The 17,114-nt window shown below is 37.0% G+C and carries 17 protein-coding genes; 3 read left to right on the top strand and 14 right to left on the bottom strand.

The annotated features are described in order from the left end of the window. Positions 1–92: 92 nt before the first annotated feature. The 14 genes from B0G92_RS04460 to B0G92_RS04395 form a co-directional block, all read right to left on the bottom strand. On the bottom strand, positions 93–1,001 hold the full coding sequence (locus B0G92_RS04460; protein WP_101471229.1) for a hypothetical protein: 909 nt from the start codon (positions 999–1,001) through the stop codon (positions 93–95). After that, complete coding sequence (locus B0G92_RS04455) at positions 979–2,394, bottom strand: DUF4280 domain-containing protein (RefSeq protein ID WP_101471228.1); 1,416 nt, start codon at positions 2,392–2,394, stop codon at positions 979–981. Before B0G92_RS04455 ends, B0G92_RS04460 begins: the two co-directional genes overlap by 23 nt. Before the next feature lie 21 nt (positions 2,395–2,415). Then, positions 2,416–3,165 (bottom strand): hypothetical protein, encoded by a 750-nt coding sequence (locus B0G92_RS04450; RefSeq protein WP_143394994.1) that lies wholly within the window; start codon positions 3,163–3,165, stop codon positions 2,416–2,418. An 11-nt stretch (positions 3,166–3,176) separates the two neighbouring features. Continuing rightward, positions 3,177–5,075: a phospholipase effector Tle1 domain-containing protein gene (locus B0G92_RS04445; RefSeq protein WP_101471226.1), complete on the bottom strand. Its 1,899-nt coding sequence runs from the start codon at positions 5,073–5,075 to the stop codon at positions 3,177–3,179. A 33-nt stretch (positions 5,076–5,108) separates the two neighbouring features. Further along, a complete protein-coding gene (locus B0G92_RS04440) occupies positions 5,109–6,221 on the bottom strand; it encodes a DUF2931 family protein (protein WP_101471225.1) in 1,113 nt (370 codons plus the stop codon). A gap of 24 nt (positions 6,222–6,245) precedes the next feature. Beyond that, positions 6,246–8,054 carry a type VI secretion system Vgr family protein gene (locus tag B0G92_RS04435; protein WP_101471224.1) on the bottom strand — a complete coding sequence of 603 codons (1,809 nt, stop codon included), beginning with the start codon at positions 8,052–8,054 and terminating at the stop codon, positions 6,246–6,248. Between the two features lie 27 nt (positions 8,055–8,081). Beyond that, the gene (locus B0G92_RS04430; RefSeq protein ID WP_101471223.1) at positions 8,082–8,813 is read right to left on the bottom strand and encodes a tetratricopeptide repeat protein; all 732 of its coding nucleotides are present in this window, start codon (positions 8,811–8,813) and stop codon (positions 8,082–8,084) included. Positions 8,814–8,823: 10 nt separating this feature from the next. Continuing rightward, on the bottom strand, positions 8,824–9,402 hold the full coding sequence (locus B0G92_RS04425; RefSeq protein WP_101471222.1) for a hypothetical protein: 579 nt from the start codon (positions 9,400–9,402) through the stop codon (positions 8,824–8,826). Continuing rightward, entirely contained in the window at positions 9,402–10,343 is a 942-nt protein-coding gene (locus B0G92_RS04420; RefSeq protein WP_101471221.1) for a polymorphic toxin type 23 domain-containing protein, read from the bottom strand. The genes B0G92_RS04425 and B0G92_RS04420 overlap by 1 nt, the downstream gene beginning before the upstream one ends. A gap of 10 nt (positions 10,344–10,353) precedes the next feature. After that, entirely contained in the window at positions 10,354–10,749 is a 396-nt protein-coding gene (gene tssD, locus B0G92_RS04415; RefSeq protein WP_056067942.1) for a type VI secretion system tube protein TssD, read from the bottom strand. Between the two features lie 114 nt (positions 10,750–10,863). Beyond that, on the bottom strand, positions 10,864–11,250 hold the full coding sequence (tssD, locus tag B0G92_RS04410) for a type VI secretion system tube protein TssD (protein WP_056067940.1): 387 nt from the start codon (positions 11,248–11,250) through the stop codon (positions 10,864–10,866). Positions 11,251–11,445: 195 nt separating this feature from the next. Further along, positions 11,446–12,813 carry a DUF5458 family protein gene (locus tag B0G92_RS04405; RefSeq protein ID WP_056067939.1) on the bottom strand — a complete coding sequence of 456 codons (1,368 nt, stop codon included), beginning with the start codon at positions 12,811–12,813 and terminating at the stop codon, positions 11,446–11,448. Between the two features lie 7 nt (positions 12,814–12,820). Then, on the bottom strand, positions 12,821–13,285 hold the full coding sequence (locus B0G92_RS04400; RefSeq protein ID WP_056067937.1) for a hypothetical protein: 465 nt from the start codon (positions 13,283–13,285) through the stop codon (positions 12,821–12,823). 44 nt (positions 13,286–13,329) lie between these two features. Next, the gene (locus B0G92_RS04395) at positions 13,330–14,322 is read right to left on the bottom strand and encodes a PKD domain-containing protein (protein WP_056067936.1); all 993 of its coding nucleotides are present in this window, start codon (positions 14,320–14,322) and stop codon (positions 13,330–13,332) included. Between the two features lie 403 nt (positions 14,323–14,725). Here B0G92_RS04395 and B0G92_RS04390 point away from each other — a divergent pair, with 403 nt between their 5' ends. The 3 genes from B0G92_RS04390 to B0G92_RS04380 are packed head-to-tail and all read left to right on the top strand — an operon-like array spanning position 14,726 to position 17,112. Then, positions 14,726–15,319, top strand: a complete 594-nt coding sequence (locus B0G92_RS04390) for a C40 family peptidase (RefSeq protein WP_082482163.1) — start codon at positions 14,726–14,728, stop codon at positions 15,317–15,319. A 6-nt stretch (positions 15,320–15,325) separates the two neighbouring features. Further along, positions 15,326–16,252, top strand: a complete 927-nt coding sequence (locus tag B0G92_RS04385; RefSeq protein WP_056067931.1) for a hypothetical protein — start codon at positions 15,326–15,328, stop codon at positions 16,250–16,252. Beyond that, on the top strand, positions 16,249–17,112 hold the full coding sequence (locus tag B0G92_RS04380; protein ID WP_101471220.1) for a TssN family type VI secretion system protein: 864 nt from the start codon (positions 16,249–16,251) through the stop codon (positions 17,110–17,112). The genes B0G92_RS04385 and B0G92_RS04380 overlap by 4 nt, the downstream gene beginning before the upstream one ends. The last annotated feature ends 2 nt before the right edge of the window (positions 17,113–17,114 follow it).

The raw sequence follows: 17,114 nt of genomic DNA, 5'->3' as shown, positions 1-17,114 counted from the left end.
AATTGATTTCTTTAACTTTTTATTAAGAAAAAATACTATCGTAACATTCTGGATATAAATTCTTAACGCTATTTAAAACAAAAAAACTTTTTTTAAAAAAACTTCGTAAAATCGCTATCTGGTTTTGGCTTTTGGCTTATTATTTTTTTTTGCAATTTGGATTGGTATTTTATAAAACTGTATTCTTTGGCTGTTGAAAATTGTTCCCATCTGACAGACACAGAATCTGAAAGTGTCTTTTTATTTTGGTACAATTCAATCTCAGAAGACGATCTTTCATTGGTTTCTGAAATGTCATATTTAAGATATTTCTGATTGGCTTTGGCCTTTGTCTTCTTATAATTTTCCCCTTCTGCTTTTAAGAAATCACCTTGCTTGCCATAAGAAAAAGTGACTTTTTGCTGAAAAAACTGAGAATCGGTCTGGTTGTTTTTGTTTTTGGTGGCAATTTCCAAAAGTTTAAATCCTTTTTCTGATTTAGTTTGTCCCCAGTTTTTACTTAACGGCTCAAATAGTGGCTGATAATCGCCTAGACCATCTTTTGTCAAGGCTGCTAATTCAAGAACCGAATTTTCCTGTAATACTTTTTGCATCAGGAATTTATAGTAGGATTCATTTACGGTATAGCTATCATCATTAACAAACACCTTATTTTTTTCAAACCGAACCCTTAAGGTTTCTTCAGGCTGGGTATCTTCTTTGTAATAAAAATCAATTGCGTTTGTATTTTTTGGTGTTTTTTTAAAAGTATACCGGTATTGCTTTTCGATTCGTTTTGGGTCATCTTCAGCAGCTTTGTAAATAAAGATTGTGTCATTATTTTTAGGGAAAATACCATAAAAATTATCGGTTGTTTTCTCTCCATTTTCAACCGTAATCTGCTGTACCCATGCTATAGTATAGTTTTCTGAGGTCATTTTTGAGACACAGAAAGACAACAGCAGTGTACTGAAAGAAAGGATTACCGTTGTAATAATTTTATTTTTTAACTTCAGTTGCATTGGTTAATCTTGTTGGGGTTAGTTTCCAAAAAACACTTTTTCCGGCAGCAATAGTTCCGGATATTCCATTTGTGGTTTTGACACCTGTATCATAATAAAAATTACCACTTGTCCAATTGTTCGTATCTGTAAAGTCAGAAGCCGGGATGGCGTATTTTATTCTATCGGCAACTTCTACTTCCTGGAATAGTGGTTTGCCGTCTTTTCCTTTTTCCTGTTTGCCATCTTTTCCTATAACAGGTTTTTTGACTTTCTTTTTAGTGTGTTCGTGGGTTCCTTTATCTGTTTTGGCATCGTGATTTTCTTTATCCTTGTATCGGGCAGAAGTTCCGTTAGCTTTCAAAAACTCATCGTAAACATCTTTTGGAATCTCAACAAACTTATATTCATCGAATTTATTCTGTCCTAATTTGTTATACGGATTGGTTTCAGAATTTCCCCAGGCTAAAAAGTCGGTTCCATCCCAAAACTCAGCTCCTTTTGTCAGGTCATCTTTACCTTGTAAAACATAAAAAAGTGCCTGTCTGGTTAATTTTGATTTGTTGTCTTTTTTGGTCTGTGACAATTCTGTTTTATTTGGAACAGATGAATATCCTGTGGAAAGCAATTTTTTCCATGTTGTTTTTGTATTTTTTGCCCGATTAAAGCTGGCATAAGCAATACATTTCAATTCTTTCAGATCTTCTTCACCTGCTTCATGGCTGACAATGTATGCTACATAACAAAAATCAGAATGTGTAATATTTGTCCCGTTTTCTTTCAGAAGCTCAGCATTTTTGAATACCTCAACCGGTTTTCCCTTGGAATCATTTTTAGTTTCTTTTCCGGAGCATACATATACGTCGTTTACACTTCCTTTATATTCTTTCTTATCGGCCTTTCCTTCAAAAGTGCCATCTGTATTGTAGAAATGTCCGTTTACCAAAACTTCTTCCTCCTGAGGAACAGGTGCTGCGACAGCGGCAACTTCAGCCGGGGCGCTCCTTTGTCCGCTATCAGTAATTTCTATGGTGCTTCCACCATAATTGCACGGAATCGTACTTTTTTTCAACAGCGGAAATTGATCCTGAACTTTAAGTGTTCCCACATCTTTCCAGTCTCCGAGTTGCATTACTGAGGCACATGGAGCGGCACTGTTGGGGCTTTTGATACAGGTTCCCATAAAAATAAGGCTTCGCATGTCTTTTTCAACAACCGTAGCAGTCAATTTATCCTGGGTTGTAGGCGTGTCAAAATTGACCTTCAGGATTCCCTGCGGATTTGTACAAAGCGTACATTGTATTTTTGCCATATCAATGACAAGCTTCAGATCTTCAGAGACTTTATCCTCTTTTTCGCGCTCTTCCCGCTTTTCGGCTATTTCTTTTTTATTATTTTCTTTGACATCTTCCATGGCAACATATTTTGTGCTTTTCTAACCTAAAAAAAGCGTGGCATATTTTACAGATTGCGTATCATCTTCAATTTCGATCAAAGCTTCCTGCAATTGATAATCTTTGTATAGCAGTTCTCCTTCGTATTTATTTATGTTTTCCGACCTGCCTTCTATTTGATATCTGACCCATTCTTTCTTTTCCGGATGGATCTTTTCTTCCGCTTCACAATTTTTAAAATCATCAACTATTTTTTTTCTGACTATCGGCATTTCCCATAAAAGATAATTGCCAAACAAACCATGAAAATAAAGTCCGAACATTTTATAGGTCGACAAAAATTCGATTAGTCTGGTTTCATCATTCAGAATTTTGGAAATCTGACTAAAATAGTTTTGTACAAATTTCCCTTCATATTCAACTTCAAGCCTTTCCTTTGTTTTATCCCATCTGGAACTCAATTCTTCCTTATTAAAGATACGTACAATTTTTCCTGTATAATCTACTCCGGCTTCAATTTCATCAAAGGCATAGCCAATTTGTTTTATCAAATATTCATCAGCTACTGCTACATTACTTTTGATAGAAATTCTGGCCGTAAAAATCTGATAAACGTCCAAATACCCTTCTTTACCAATTGGCATAATCTGTACTTCCCTAATATACGATTTGTGAACCGGACTTCTCTTATTCGAAAAATCGTCAACTATTGTTTCAAACCGATAGCTATATCGTGCTCCAACCTTAGGCTCGAGATGGTATTCTCTTAATCCGTGAACTATTGAAATCATTCTTTATAATCTTAATATTCACCTCTAATTCTATTCTTTGCAGGTTCCATACCAAACCAGTCTCTTGATGCCGACCAATGGAAATATTGGTTGCGCAATTTTCTCAGGAGCGTCTGCGGATGATAGGCTGTCACCACAACTTCTTCTATGTTTATAACATTTGGATCGGGATCCGGTTCCGGTTCCTGCCCCAATCCAGGAGGCATGGTTGGCCAGTATTGCTTTTGCCCGTCAAATCCCGTTGTATTTTGTTCTTCGTAAACTTTGCTTTTTTCCAGTTCTTCCAACAGTTTTTCCAGATTTTCTCTGTTGATTCTTTCCTGTTTCCTTCTTGCCAATTCTTCGTCACTGACAAAATCCCATTCCGGAATTTCATCTTTCATATAGCCTTCCAGATATGTTTTTGCCTGTTTTAATATCTGATTACCTTCAACGCTGTATTGGATTGTAAGGTCATCAATCAGTGCATTACTTTTTGCCTGGGTTTTCATGATGTCCTTGCCAAATTCTTCCATGAAATGTAATGGCAAATAGCTGTATTCTTTTCTGACATATCGTGTTCCGCTCAGCTTTCTGTATACAATTCCACTCGTTAAAAAATTCCAGAACTTGTTGTTTATTTCTATCTGGTCATCATGATACCAACCTCCGGCTATTAATTCCTGCCTGTATTTTTCGAGCTGCCACAATGGTTTGTGGTTTGATGTTTCTATTTCGTCTTTATACTCCGTTTCATTTTCATAGGCGCCGCCAATGTCACAATGCACACCCGGGAGGTTTTTTTCAATCGCCCTGTCCTTGATTTGTCGGATTCGGGTCAGCGAGAAATTTTTCCGGTGCTCGTCTTTTGCTGTGAAATGCACCATCTTTTGGAAATAGCCCAAATTATTCAGTTGCAATTCTTCCACGTCATTATCAAAATGAGTGGAGAATACTTCTTTTGCCGCTTTCTTAAAAAAGCTGTCATCTTTCAATTCACCATTAACATCATATTCTCCCAATCTTCCTCCTCCTTCACCATAGGAAGAAACCGTATCATAAATCCCGATGAATCGTACTACAAGCGTTATATCTTCCAGTTCTTCAGCGGTTATATCTGTATTTTTCAGGATGCTATACCCCAAATGTCCCATTCTTGGCAGTTTTCCTTCCACCAAAACTTCAGAATTTACTTCCAATCCATCTGCATCGCCAATGGTTCTCCTGTATTTTCTAACCGGCATTCCTTCAGAATACGGGTCTATAGGATAATAACCGTCAGGCATATTGAATGGCTTGGGTTCATATGCTTTTTTGACATTTACTTCATGTACAAAATTTCGTGCTGAAGCAGCACCACGGCTAAAACCAAAAGCATCGACCGTTATTTTGGTCAGTACCTTGTTTCTGTTATTACCTTTTCTTTTTTCTTCATTAATCTTATTGGCCATGATTTCGCAAGCCTTTCTTACTTTGGCCCTGACTCCGGTTAATCCTGCTCCAAAAGCAAAACCATCCTGGCTGTCTTTTTGCTTGTCATCTGTTCCCATACCTTCAACATAGATACGGTATTCCTTGTCACAATACTTCCACATCCGGGCTACGTTTGTGTAGTCGTTACTGTAGCTGTTGTCGGTTCCCATTTTGTCCATATAGGTTCTGTGGGAACCGATTAAGTATTGTTCATATTCTGTAGGATTTGCAGGAACGCCTTTTTTCATCAGCCTTTTATAAGCTGCTTCATCTCTTTTTACCGATTCCGCTATCTGCTCATCGGTCAAATTTTCGACACCGCCGTTCCTGTATTTCCTTCTAAGTTCCGTGTTTGTTTTATTGTTTAAAGTTCCATCAATAAAGACGCCAAAAGTCATTTCCAGCTCTTCTTCAGGACCTTTTGATTCACCGGTGTTATATACAAAACTCTTACCCATGGCTATTCTATTAATCTGTCAAAAATTTCAAATCTATTTCTTACGCGATTTGAAAATATTGATGTTGTTTTCTTTTAATGCTATTGTTTTATCATCTGTTTTCAGCGTAACCGTCAGATATGTGTTTGTTTTATTTACCGTAAGTACCAGCGTTGCTTTGGCATTCGGGTCTTTTTCATAGATAGCAGCAAATGCATTAAAGATTTCTTTTTCATTAAAATCGAGAGAACCTCCATAAAGCTGTCCTTGCTGGTCGTGCCATCCCAAACTCAACTGCTTTGGTATAGCTCTTTTGGTATATGTTTTTTCCGGAAGATTTTCAGGAAAGATTTCATCTCGTTCTCCATTAAATAAAGTATAGCTGAAATCGGCTACTTTTCCGCCGTTATCTACAACAAAGTCAATTTTCCAATCGTACTGTTTTCTATAGGTATCCCATAACCCGAACGGAATCGGTTTGTTTTGATTTGCTTTCTGAACTTCCAGCGGCACAAAACTTTCTTTCGACATGATTCTCTTGACATTGGCTTCATCAAAAAGAAGTTTGTCATGGCTATCCAGTTTGTCAATTTCTTCTTGCGGAATCGTAATTTTCTCTGCCTGATATCTGCCTATTTCTACTTGCTTCCCGGCTCCGGCCAACCAGATTACGGCTACTCCGCCCGGTGCAAAACCTACAATTATGGTTCTATAATTTTCTTTTCTTCTGCCCCATTTTTTATTGTTCTCTTCGTAACCTTCCTTAAAAAGCTTTACCATTTTATCATGGTCAATTTCGGTATCGATGTCGTAGAAAATATTTTCTGCATATGAAATCCAGGTTACATTAAGCCGGTTTGGAACAGGTTTCTCGCCTGAGCTCATTCCGCTTCCTAATTCTCCCCAGTTACCTGCATCAGGACCAAGACTCAAACTCACATAGCTCCCGTCTTTGGCTTCTAGTCCACCTCTGTAGACCTCAACGGGATACCCTAACGGGCTATTGATGTTTTCTTCCCAGTAAAATTTTTCTACATTCATTGTTTTTGTACTATTGTCTTTAAGTGCTTTGTCTTTATCGTTTTTACTTGTGTTGTTTTCTTTGCAGGAACTACTGAAGGCCAGCAAGAGCAACAAGAAGAAAAAATAAGATTTCGCGATTTTCATTTGTATGATTTTGGCCTCAATGTTTTATCCTTTATTCACTTTAGCATCTATAGCTCCCAACACTTTGGCAACACCGGCACTTTGGAAGAATATATCTCCCTGTTCTGCCTTGTGTGTCGTCGTTCCGGTACTTTCTTTCAGGTCACCACTTACTTTGACAGTTTTATTCTGATCAATCGTTTCAAATGCTTCCTGAGCCTGCAGCTTATCTTTTAATGTGACATTGGTAGTCCTGTTTTCGCCAATGTTTGTAATCATGTCCTTACCTACAGAAATATTAAAGTTTTCGCCAATGGTAAACGTCATGTTTTTTGGAGCATTTACATTGATATTTCCTTTTCCATCCATAAGCCATGTATTGCCACTTGGGTCTTCAATAAAGATACTTCCTTCGGCATCATTCATGATTACTTTCGTACCAGAACGGGTTTGGATTACTTTTTTATCATTCCCAGAAGTGTGATATTCGCTCAAGGCAGAACCATTATACATAGCGCCCAATACAAAAGGTTTTTCAGCATTTCCTCCTTCAAAACCAACCAGGACTTCCTCACCTACTTCCGGAATAAAATAAAATCCTTTTCCTCCTCCGGAATGCGGATTGGTCATACGAATCCATGGTGTATTGGCACCCGAATCTTTTTGCCAGGCAAAAGCAACCTGAATTCTTCCCAGTCCGGCCGGATCATCATTTGAAATTACAGTAGCCGGCTGTGATTCTGCAACCGGAAAACTGTGTACGTTGCCATAGGGTGGTGAAACGACCGTATCAGGCACAGCATCAAAAGTGTTGTGATAATTTCCCGACTCATCGCAGATATGCATAATATCAGTAATGATATAACTGCCAAAATTTTGTTCCTGCAATCCGTCCAAAAGATTTCCCGTCAGCGAAAAAGCCGGCTCCTTGATGTTTATTACGTCGCCTATTCTTAATCCTGTTTCATCAGAATCGCCTTTTGCAGTTACGAGATCCGCAGCACGAGACTGCAATTGGGTCGTTACACGGTCTGTCAAATGGGTTTTTGAATTTCCTTCTTCCAAAGAATGGAAATACAGCATTGTTGACGAATTTGGAAATAGTTTTTTTGACGATTCGAATACGGATTTTGAGTAACCTTCGGGCTGATAATTCGCTTCTGAAGAGCTTGCTCTTTGGGTTTCACCATTGGATGGATCGTAACCCACATATTCAAATCCAAGAGATTTGGCCCTCATTTCAATATTAAAGGAATGAAGTGACCTGCCATATTCTAAAGTAAAGTTTTTAGATTTCGGTTTACCAAATACCAGTTCTTCTCCATTGAAATAAAACCACTGTCCTTTTTTCTGTGCAATCCTGCATAAAAAAGAAAAATCACTTTCCGAATATTGTACCGTATAGGGTAAAGAGGCATCTTTTTGTACGGAAACGGCCGGTTTAAGACTATCAGCGGAATAATTACCTGTCACTTCCTGAACGATATCCGCAAGCGACTTATCAGTATATGATTTCGTATTAGGTGTACCTTCCAATAAAATAGTCGGACTAAAACCATTAATAATTATACCTCCGGAAGCTCCATCTGTACGAACCATCTGAGCTTCGGTAATAATACCATTGAAAGTTAATGGAGAGGCCGTCATCATATTGGACGGATTGATTGTTATTTTTATGGCTTGCCCAATATAACCTTGAGCCTTATCAATGGCCTGGCTTACAAATTCTTTAGGTAATGGCTGCAGTAGTGAAAATCTATGGTGCGTATGCACTTTTTGATCGATCACTAATTTTGAAAAACGGGTAAGTGTTTCTCCTGCTATTTCTATTTTTATCTGAGTACTGATTGGCATGACTCTACTTTTTTTAATAAACTGTTTTTATTTCTTATCGGAAACCGTCTTTGGAATTGATTTTAGTTTTTCCTTCGCTCTAGCATAATCCGGCTGGATTTCCAATGCTTTTTTATAATCTGCAATTGCCTGTTCTTCTCTGCTTAATTCCAAGTAAAAGTCCCCCCTGTTTGTCAGTATCTGAGCGCTTGGAGGTGCTGCATTTAGAGCCTGTTCATAAGCTTTCAGAGCTTCATTCTGCTGATTCAGTTCTCTGAATAAGGACGCTTTAAAATTATAGCCGATACTCCAATTTGGATAGGCCGAATTGAGCTTTTCTATTGTTTTTAGCGCTTCCTCAATTTTGTTATTTTCCGCCAAAGCTGTTGCTTTGTTTATGTAAAACCATTTGTTACCCGGATTGATAGCCAAAGCTTCATCAAAAAGCAGTACGGCTTCATCATATTTTGCTTCTTTGGTTTTCAGCTTCCCGATAAAATTCTTGATGTCGGCATTTTTCGGATATTTTTTATCCATTTCAACAGCCAGTTCCAATGCTTTTGAAGCATTATTTTCACGAATAGCCTGACTGACTTTCTTGTTGATGTCTTGTATTTCCTGAGGAAAGGTTTTAATCCTTGCAGAAAGTTCCGCATTTTCAGCTTTCATTTCCTGAAGATAGGCATTATCAAGATCAGAAACGGCATATTTTTTTTCTTGACCATGTAACTGCATAGCCAAGAAAAAAAACAGGAGTATGTATTTTTTCCCAATCTTCATCTTATTCTGATTACCATCCGGGCTTCAGATTACTGAGCCCTGATTTTTCCAAAGGCACAAAAACATAGGTTGCCTTATAATTATCTGTGAAATGCTTGTCGCTAAACTTTCCTTTTCCTTCAATAGTTTCTGTAACAATTACCAGCTTTCCGCTCTCTACATATCCATAGCTGTAAACTGCCACATCACGAGGTATGGTAATACGTTCTATCACTATTTTATTGCCCTGAAGACGATAATATCCTTCTAAATGGGTTTTAAATCCAGCTTTATTGGTTGAAGCAATATGTTCTTTAATGCTTTCGAGATAGTCCTCTTCCGTTTTTATTTTGCTATCCAAATCAACAGTAAGATTTGCTTGCCCGGTATTGTAAAATTTATAGAAAATATGCTCATCAGCCTTACGTTCTCCCGTATCCTTATTCCAGATAGATTCTAAAACATAAACTCCGTCTGTTCTCAAAAGCGCATCCGGAGCAAGGGTGAAATTTTCCTCAAACAAATGATAGTCATTCTTGACGTATACCTTTTTGGAACAGGAAAAAAAAAGAGCCGCCAGAAGCATCATAATCCATAAATTATTTTTCATTAAAATCCTGTATTAATATTAGGTCCTGTCTGTACTTCCCAATAGTTTGGCCTTTCAGACGGGATCAGGTGAAAATTTATAAATCGGTGTATCATATCCTGCGAATACATATGGCCCTGGCCAATTCCATTAATTCCTATACTACCTTGTGGCGTTCTTGCATGAAAAGAAGTTCTTCCCTGGTTTAGGTCAAATGAATGTGCATTAGGATTCCACGCAACTCCATCTCTTTTAAAATTTAAAAAATCCTGACCAACTTCAGTAGCTGTAGTAGGTGTATAGTTGAATGCCTTATCCTTGAATTTTTCAAATCCGCTGCTTCCAGTATGTCGCTGTTCAAAATCAGCAAGACTTCGTTTAGCAGCTTCAGAATCAGTAACACTTTCAGAATCAGTGTCGGCTGTGAAAACATCACTGGCAATAATCATCTGATAGTTGCTTCTGTTGTTTCCCAGGATCACCTTTCCACCTCCGGTCCACCAACGATCGTGTCCATCGGCAATACCAATTTTCTTAAAACCTCCAAAGTCATTGTAGAACTGGAAACCGAAATTACCGGCTCTTAGCTGTACAAAACCTACCTGCTGATTCCTGTCGTTATTGTTCAGGACCATGCTGGTTCCGAGTGTTCCTGAATATTTATAGGTGTCTTCCATTCCGGTTCCGCTATCCATATGTAAAGGATAGACAGACATTGGATTGGTACGACCCCCACCAACTGTCAGTTTACCGGTCATGACAACATCAAAATTCATGGCATTACTGCCTGAAAGCGCTCCCATACCTCCATTATAGGCATTGATGGCGATGTTAACACCCGGATCAACCGGACCAAATCTTCTGCTGACACCCACGCCGGCTGTACCGCTAAAATATGATTTTGGACCTCCGCCGAAATGCCAACTCAACCCTATAAAAAATTTAGTATTAAGTTCGTCCATAAAATTTATTTTAGAATTTCAACGGCCAGTTTCTTACAAATTGAGAACCGTTCATATTAATTTCTTTTGCTGAAATCACGATTTCAATTCTCATGGACATAGTATTATAGGCAACAAAAGCCTCATCATATCGGATACAATAGGCTTCTTTAAATTGAAGCTCCCTCATTTTCGATATGGCATCACGCCTGTAAAAAGTCAGTTTACCGTTTTTAGTCTGGGAATTGCTTACCATCCAATCAAACAGCATGGTACTTTTTGTAGATTCTACAACGATTCGGATTTTTCCGCCAGCCGGATCAGCAGACGGCTTTCCGCTTTTATCTGTATCTTGACCAAGAGTGCATTGAAATTCCAAAACATTCAATACCTCTCCATCAATTTCAAGCTTTGCTAAAAATGACATAAGTAGATAGATTTAAATAATTAAAAAAACTGCAAATAGTACGATATAATGATAAAGGGAATGTAACAGCACAAACCCTTTATCATTAAAAACTTGAAAGTAATTCTAATTGAATTAAACCCATTCGTTAATGTGCTCACCGCCACCCATAGAAATTTCTTTTGCAGAAATTGTGAAGGTTTCAGTTAAAGGATTTCCATCCTGAGCATCGAAAGACTCTCTGTATTTTACAAGATATCCTTCTTTGAAGTTCATTTCTTTAAGTTTAGCGTCGGTATCGCGCTTAACATACTGGATTGATCCGTCTTTTCTCTCGAAGTTGTTAGTCATCCATTCAAAGAAGAATGAATCTCCGGTTGATTCGACAGTTAAATTGATTGTTCCTCCGCGTGTAACAGAAGATGGGCGACCACTAGCATCTACTTCTTGATGCAAATCATACGAAGCGTTCAAAATGTTTAATTCCTTTCCGCCAACTTTTAGTTTTGATTTGAATGACATAATAAAAAAATTTAAAGATTAAAATTTATTAATTGTGATAGAAGTTGGGGGGATTTTCTATTCTACTATTCTGATTTTCAGTTACTCTAAGATATTAATTTTTTAAATTCCCTGCAATTAATTTGAGGTTAAATTATCAAGAAATTAATGCTAATACATTGTTTTTTAACATTATAAGGATGTTTCAGCCCAATCTTATTTTGATTCAGCATATTCAGTATCCCAATCATTACCGTCATCTCCTTTTTGGCCATCCATTTTGATAAGGAAATTCTTAGCCGGGAAATACGGTTTCAATCGGATGTCCAAAAATATTCTGTCTTTCTGATTCGGATCCTGTTCAAATCTCTTGATTTCAAAATCTTCGATAAGCTTGTCTGGTCCGGCAACATTGTCTAAGAATTTGACAATCTGGTTCAGGATTTCCTTTCTTGTTTTGGCATTGAAGTTTTCAAAAGCTCTTCTGTTTAGGAAATCCATCAGCACTTTGGTCACATAGTCAAAAACCCTTACAACAGAATATGTCTGAAGTCCAAGGTTGTCACCGTTGAAAAGCGTTTTGCCCGAAAAAGCCATAACTTTTCCATACTCGTTTACCATCGGAATCAATCCTAAATTTTCAAGGTTGGCAATTTCGCTCTTCTTTAAGTCGAATTTTACTCCGTCAACCTCGTTGATTCCTCCGTATTTCTTACCGGCAGTTACCTGAGACATCAAAGTGTTGTATACTTTTCCTGCCAGCGCAGTCGATGGCGGAATAAATAAATGATCGTCTTCTTCGATTTCATCGTGTTTTCCACGACCTACCAGCCAGTTACATGCCATCATTACATTAGAACGATAGGTATCACCTCCTGTCAGGTTAGCGGATTCAAACATTTCCATAACATCATCCGGTTCATCCAAATGCTGGAAATCTGTAATCAGCATTACTTTATTATCATAAGCAATCTTTGCCCATTTTTCAATAACCTTGTTCGAGCCCAAATAGCCCGGGATTACTAAAAGCGAGTAATTTTGGCGTAAATCCAAACGGTCAAATCCGTTTACTAATTCTTCCTGAATGTTATCGATAAAACGAGAATTGTCAAGATCTTTCAACTGGTCCAATTCTGCATTCATGATGGACACATTCTTAACCTTACTTTCTTCAGTATTTTTATAGAAAAGCGAAAGTGTTCTGTAGTTTTCTTCCAGTTCTTTTGACTCTGCAACAGCAATAGCAAGGTTTTTCTTTAGCGTCTGTTCAGCTATATCTGATTTTTTAGCACTTTCAGAAACCAAATCCAACAGATTGTCTGTGGTCTTTAATGATTCTGCCCAAAGCTTAAGCACTGTTTTTAATGCCTGGCGCTCTGCTTTTTTGCTGCTTTCGCTTAAGAAAATATTTTTACGTGCTTTACGCTCAGGGTTTAGGTTCTGGACACCTTCAATAGCGCCTTCCAATAAATCAAAGCCTCCGTACTGTATAAAAGATTCAACATTTTGTTCCAGTGTTCTGGTTGAACGTTCCTGATTCGCCAATGTTGTATTTGTTGCTTTAGTGTTTTCTTGATTTGCCATGGCTTAATTATTTATCAGATTGTTCAATTTCTTTTATTAATGCTTCAATAGTATCAATGATCGACTGTCTGGCATCAGGGTCCTGAAGCGCCAATTTTAAAACCTTATTGGTTTTTAATTGTTTGATCATTTTTTGATATTGTTCGTTTTTAGTTTTTAAATCTGTCAGAAACGGACTTTGGGCAATAAGACCATTGATAGAAAAGTCTCCAATATTTTTAAATCCTAATTCTTCACGGGTAACTTTACCGTCTTCATCTTCGAAAGCCACATTGATTTTTGGATCAAAATGTTCGAAAACCTCATCCATATTTTTTAAACCTGTAACGATTTCCGGACGCACAGGCGTATTAGGCGTTAATTTTTGGGCGATTAAAGTTTTATTTTGTGGGATTTCGAGAATGCTTTCCTGACCTTCCTGTCTGACTTCGTTACCCCCGATTCCATAACTGTTTGAAAATGAATTTGCCATGCTGTCTAGTATTAAATATTAATTTTATAGTATAGAGAAAGAGCTTAAAAAATTGTTTTGTATCTGTAGTTCAGATTGATAACTGTCACGCAACCATCCTGGTCTCTTTGCAGTTCGATCTTTTTGATGTTGATATTTCTATCACGAATTGCATCATCAAGCTCTTTCAGTGAAATTGTTTTCCCATTGCGAAGCTTAACCAGTGGCAGATCGTCCTCGCAGAAATAACGTTTTACATTATCAAAAGAAAGTTTGTCTTCACAGATACCCATCAATATGGCCTTGAATTTCTCTTCATTAATTCCGGCAATTTCGGCACTTCGTTTTGGCGCTTCCGGTAATTGCTTGAAATATTCATCAACGATATCGGCTCTTGAACTGCTTCTTCTTGCCAATCTTTCAGAAACAACATCTTTAGTTTCTTTTTTGGCAGGAAGTACTGTTATTTTTTTCTGCTTTACATATTTAATATCGCCATTTACAACCAGCGATACTATTTTTTCTCCCGGAATCCTGTATACATAGGTAGGATTCTGATCAATCGCATCAATCTTGATTCCGTCTCCAAATCTCCACTCCCATGATTTGGCATGTGCTGTTGAGTCTCTGAAACGTACCTGTTCGCCTTCATATACTACTGTAGGAGCGAAAAATTTAGGCAATAGACTTTCATCAATCACATCATTCTTTGGAAGAATGGTAATCGTTTTTTCAATTGTACAGCTATTGTTTACCAAAAGCTTTATGGTGTATTTGCCTGGCTTAGAAAATGAGTGTGCTACTTTTGAACGGTACGAAATTTTACTTCCGTCACCAAAATACCATCTCCACTCATAGGAATTAGGGGTAATATCCGAAAAAGTGATTAACTCTCCTGCTTTAAATGTAGGAGCATCGATTTTGAATTCCTTAACGGTGCAAATCGCTTTATTATTTATTTTAAAGGCCAGCAGCCCACATGACATGACAAAAATTATAAAGAAGAACAATATAATTTTTCCATCAAAATGGGTTTTTATTTGATTACTCTTATTCATTTTATAATTATTAATTATAAATTGCTGGGGGCGATAAATAAGCGAAATTTGTCTTATTCCAAATTTATAAAAATTTCCTTTGGTTTTTCAAGTTAAAATAGTTTATCAAAAAAATTATTGTTAAAGTCACAAGGAATTAACATACGCTTAAAGCGTCAGCGCTTGATTTTCCTGCCTTCCTAATTAATGATAATATTTTGTTAAATTCACTTTGTCTAAGTGTTAATTGTGAATTTAATGGGTAAAAAGTATTAATTTAACATCATGGAAATGGATATTAAATCCTAAATGTATAAATTAGTTCCCAAAATTTTTATATTTAGATAATCAGCTTCCCCCTTCAAAAGCTCAACGAATATTTATCTATCTAGTTAAGAGTTGCAGAACTAAAACGCCATTTAATATGTTTAAAAAGTTTATTTTTTTAAGCCTTATGAGTGTATGTTTTGTCTCTTGCCTGCCTAAAAAAGACTTTGTCATTACCGATGATTTTGTTAAATCGCAAGCTGGAAACAATAAGAAAAACTCAAATGCAAAATATTCCTACAGTACTACTTTGAGCGACGATGACCGAAAGTATTTTGCAAAAAAATTGGAAGTAAGTGAAACAGAAATAATAAACGAAAAACTGTACATTTTTATAAAAAGCTGGGAAGGCACGAAATATATTTACGGGGGAGAAACACGAGCTGGTATTGATTGCTCTGCTTTGATGCAGGAGCTTTATTCACATGTATATAAAAAAGAACTCCCGAGGACTGCTTCAGAAATGAGCATGGACAACAGGATTGAATTGTTTAAGTCAGACGAAAAATTACGGGAGGGAGATTTAGTTTTCTTCAGGATTACCGATGAAAAAATTATCTCTCATGTTGGAATTTATCTCAAGAACAATAAGTTTTTTTCAGCAAACCTGGTCGGAGGTGTCGAAATCTCAAGCTTAAAAAAAGCATATTGGAAAAAAAATTTCGTAGCCGCTGGCAGATTTAAGCAATAATTAGCTATGACAAAAAATCGATTTTTTATAGAAAATCATAGAAACCTGACACCTTTCGACCTGAAGGCCGAACTGTTATTTGATGCGCTTCTGAAAAACAAAACAGACGACCTGGATATTGTCCTGAAGGCAAATGGCGTTTTTTACAGAAAATTCAGTAAGGATACGATGAGCATCACAACAGATGTGAACGATTCGGACATCCTGCACATCAATACCAGCCGCGATGGTTTTTATGATATATTGCCGGAAAGCATCACGCATAATTACAGAAACCGTGATCAAAGGCACGACCCTTCGCAGGAATTTAAAATTCGCAAAAAAGAAGAAAAAGAAGCCCGTCATTTCTATAATCCTTTAGAAAACGAGCTTTTCCGGTTTCGCCATCAGATAGAAAGGCATGAATCTGATTTTTTCTCCAAATTAAGCACTAACGGAATTGCCGACATCATCCGAATGATTTTAGGCATCGAAAAGAACATTCCGGATGTATTGACCGTAAAAATGTTTTATGCGCTGATGAAACTCAAAGGAAATTCAGGTCAAAACATTTCCGATATCAGCAAAATGCTGGAAAAAATATTGGGTGAAGAAGTGAGTTATACGTCTAAAAATATCCAATTGGAAAACGGCCATGATATTGAGGAAAATTCAGGCGAAATGATTATGGGCATCACCACAACATTGCAAAGCAACCAGGAAATCTTTTTGAAAAAATATAATTTCATCGTTGGACCGTTAAAAAATCCTGACAATCTTCCCGATTATTTTGACGACCACGTATTAGAGAATTTTTTGACTACGTTCTTCAACCTTTTTCTTCCTTTCCAAATGCAGTACTCTTTTGAAATCCAATTGAATTCAGAAGACGAACTTTTTGCAATGGACGATACGATTTATAAATCAAGACTCGGAATATCAACAGTAATATGAGAAAATATCTAAACCACATCGGAGGAACCGAAACCTTAGTCTATATCTTTTTAGCCATTGCGGTAGCGATGATTATCAGTATGTTTATTGGGATGAAAACGCCCAAATTCAGGCAAGAGAAAAAAAGCTATTTTATCTATATACTCTGTCAGGGGCTAATGCTTCTTGTTTTTGGGGCCATATTATTTAATTTAAAAGACACAACGGTAAACATCCGTTTTATTTCGTTTCAGGTCTATTTATTAATTGCCGGTGCCATTCACCTGACATTTTTCCATCTCTATTTCAAGCAGTTTGATGCAAAGGAAATCTACAAGGAAATTTTTATTGCTATTGTGTCCGGAATTTTCATGGAAGCCTTTGTAATTATGCTGGTAGGACATTTCCAGGAACTGCCGTATATGTATTATTATTTGGGAGCCATGCTCTTTTTCCTGATTCCGACACTTTGTTTTTGTCTTTTCAGAACGGCTATTTCAATCCCGGCCAAACTTCATAAAAGATGGTTCTATCCGGTAAATTCAAAATATCCGGCACCGCATATTTCTGAAATGAGAAATATAATTATCGTAAATTTAGTGTTTACGAAAAAGGCAAACGATTCAACGATTATCAATTTTAAGGTGAAAGCACCTCGTGCCTTTGACTTTGGCAAACTGTTTTATTATTTCATAAACGATTACAATGAGAAGAACCCTAATAGCCAGGTCCGCTATCTGGATGATAAAAACCAGCCTTATGGATGGTATTTTTACACGAAGCCGAAATGGTTCAGCTCATCCAATTACATAGACCCCGAACTAGCAATAGACACTAACAATATTAAAGACGGAGCAACGATAATTTGTCAACGAATATAATT

Origin of the sequence: Flavobacterium lindanitolerans (assembly GCF_002846575.1) — a bacterium.
GTDB classification, from domain to species: domain Bacteria; phylum Bacteroidota; class Bacteroidia; order Flavobacteriales; family Flavobacteriaceae; genus Flavobacterium; species Flavobacterium lindanitolerans.
The sequence above is the reverse complement of the archived record's forward strand: the minus strand, read 5'-3'. Positions and strand labels throughout refer to the sequence as shown.

Coding starts and splice junctions, on each gene's coding strand:
- B0G92_RS04385 (WP_056067931.1), top strand. CDS start 15,326: ATGACAAAAAATCGATTTTTTATAGAAAATCATAGAAACCTGACACCT.
- B0G92_RS04435 (WP_101471224.1), bottom strand. CDS start 8,054: ATGCCAATCAGTACTCAGATAAAAATAGAAATAGCAGGAGAAACACTT.
- B0G92_RS04455 (WP_101471228.1), bottom strand. CDS start 2,394: ATGGAAGATGTCAAAGAAAATAATAAAAAAGAAATAGCCGAAAAGCGG.
- B0G92_RS04440 (WP_101471225.1), bottom strand. CDS start 6,221: ATGAAAATCGCGAAATCTTATTTTTTCTTCTTGTTGCTCTTGCTGGCC.
- B0G92_RS04450 (WP_143394994.1), bottom strand. CDS start 3,165: ATGATTTCAATAGTTCACGGATTAAGAGAATACCATCTCGAGCCTAAG.
- tssD (WP_056067942.1), bottom strand. CDS start 10,749: ATGTCATTTTTAGCAAAGCTTGAAATTGATGGAGAGGTATTGAATGTT.
- tssD (WP_056067940.1), bottom strand. CDS start 11,250: ATGTCATTCAAATCAAAACTAAAAGTTGGCGGAAAGGAATTAAACATT.
- B0G92_RS04390 (WP_082482163.1), top strand. CDS start 14,726: ATGTTTAAAAAGTTTATTTTTTTAAGCCTTATGAGTGTATGTTTTGTC.
- B0G92_RS04380 (WP_101471220.1), top strand. CDS start 16,249: ATGAGAAAATATCTAAACCACATCGGAGGAACCGAAACCTTAGTCTAT.
- B0G92_RS04430 (WP_101471223.1), bottom strand. CDS start 8,813: ATGAAGATTGGGAAAAAATACATACTCCTGTTTTTTTTCTTGGCTATG.
- B0G92_RS04425 (WP_101471222.1), bottom strand. CDS start 9,402: ATGAAAAATAATTTATGGATTATGATGCTTCTGGCGGCTCTTTTTTTT.
- B0G92_RS04445 (WP_101471226.1), bottom strand. CDS start 5,075: ATGGGTAAGAGTTTTGTATATAACACCGGTGAATCAAAAGGTCCTGAA.
- B0G92_RS04420 (WP_101471221.1), bottom strand. CDS start 10,343: ATGGACGAACTTAATACTAAATTTTTTATAGGGTTGAGTTGGCATTTC.
- B0G92_RS04405 (WP_056067939.1), bottom strand. CDS start 12,813: ATGGCAAATCAAGAAAACACTAAAGCAACAAATACAACATTGGCGAAT.
- B0G92_RS04400 (WP_056067937.1), bottom strand. CDS start 13,285: ATGGCAAATTCATTTTCAAACAGTTATGGAATCGGGGGTAACGAAGTC.
- B0G92_RS04460 (WP_101471229.1), bottom strand. CDS start 1,001: ATGCAACTGAAGTTAAAAAATAAAATTATTACAACGGTAATCCTTTCT.
- B0G92_RS04395 (WP_056067936.1), bottom strand. CDS start 14,322: ATGAATAAGAGTAATCAAATAAAAACCCATTTTGATGGAAAAATTATA.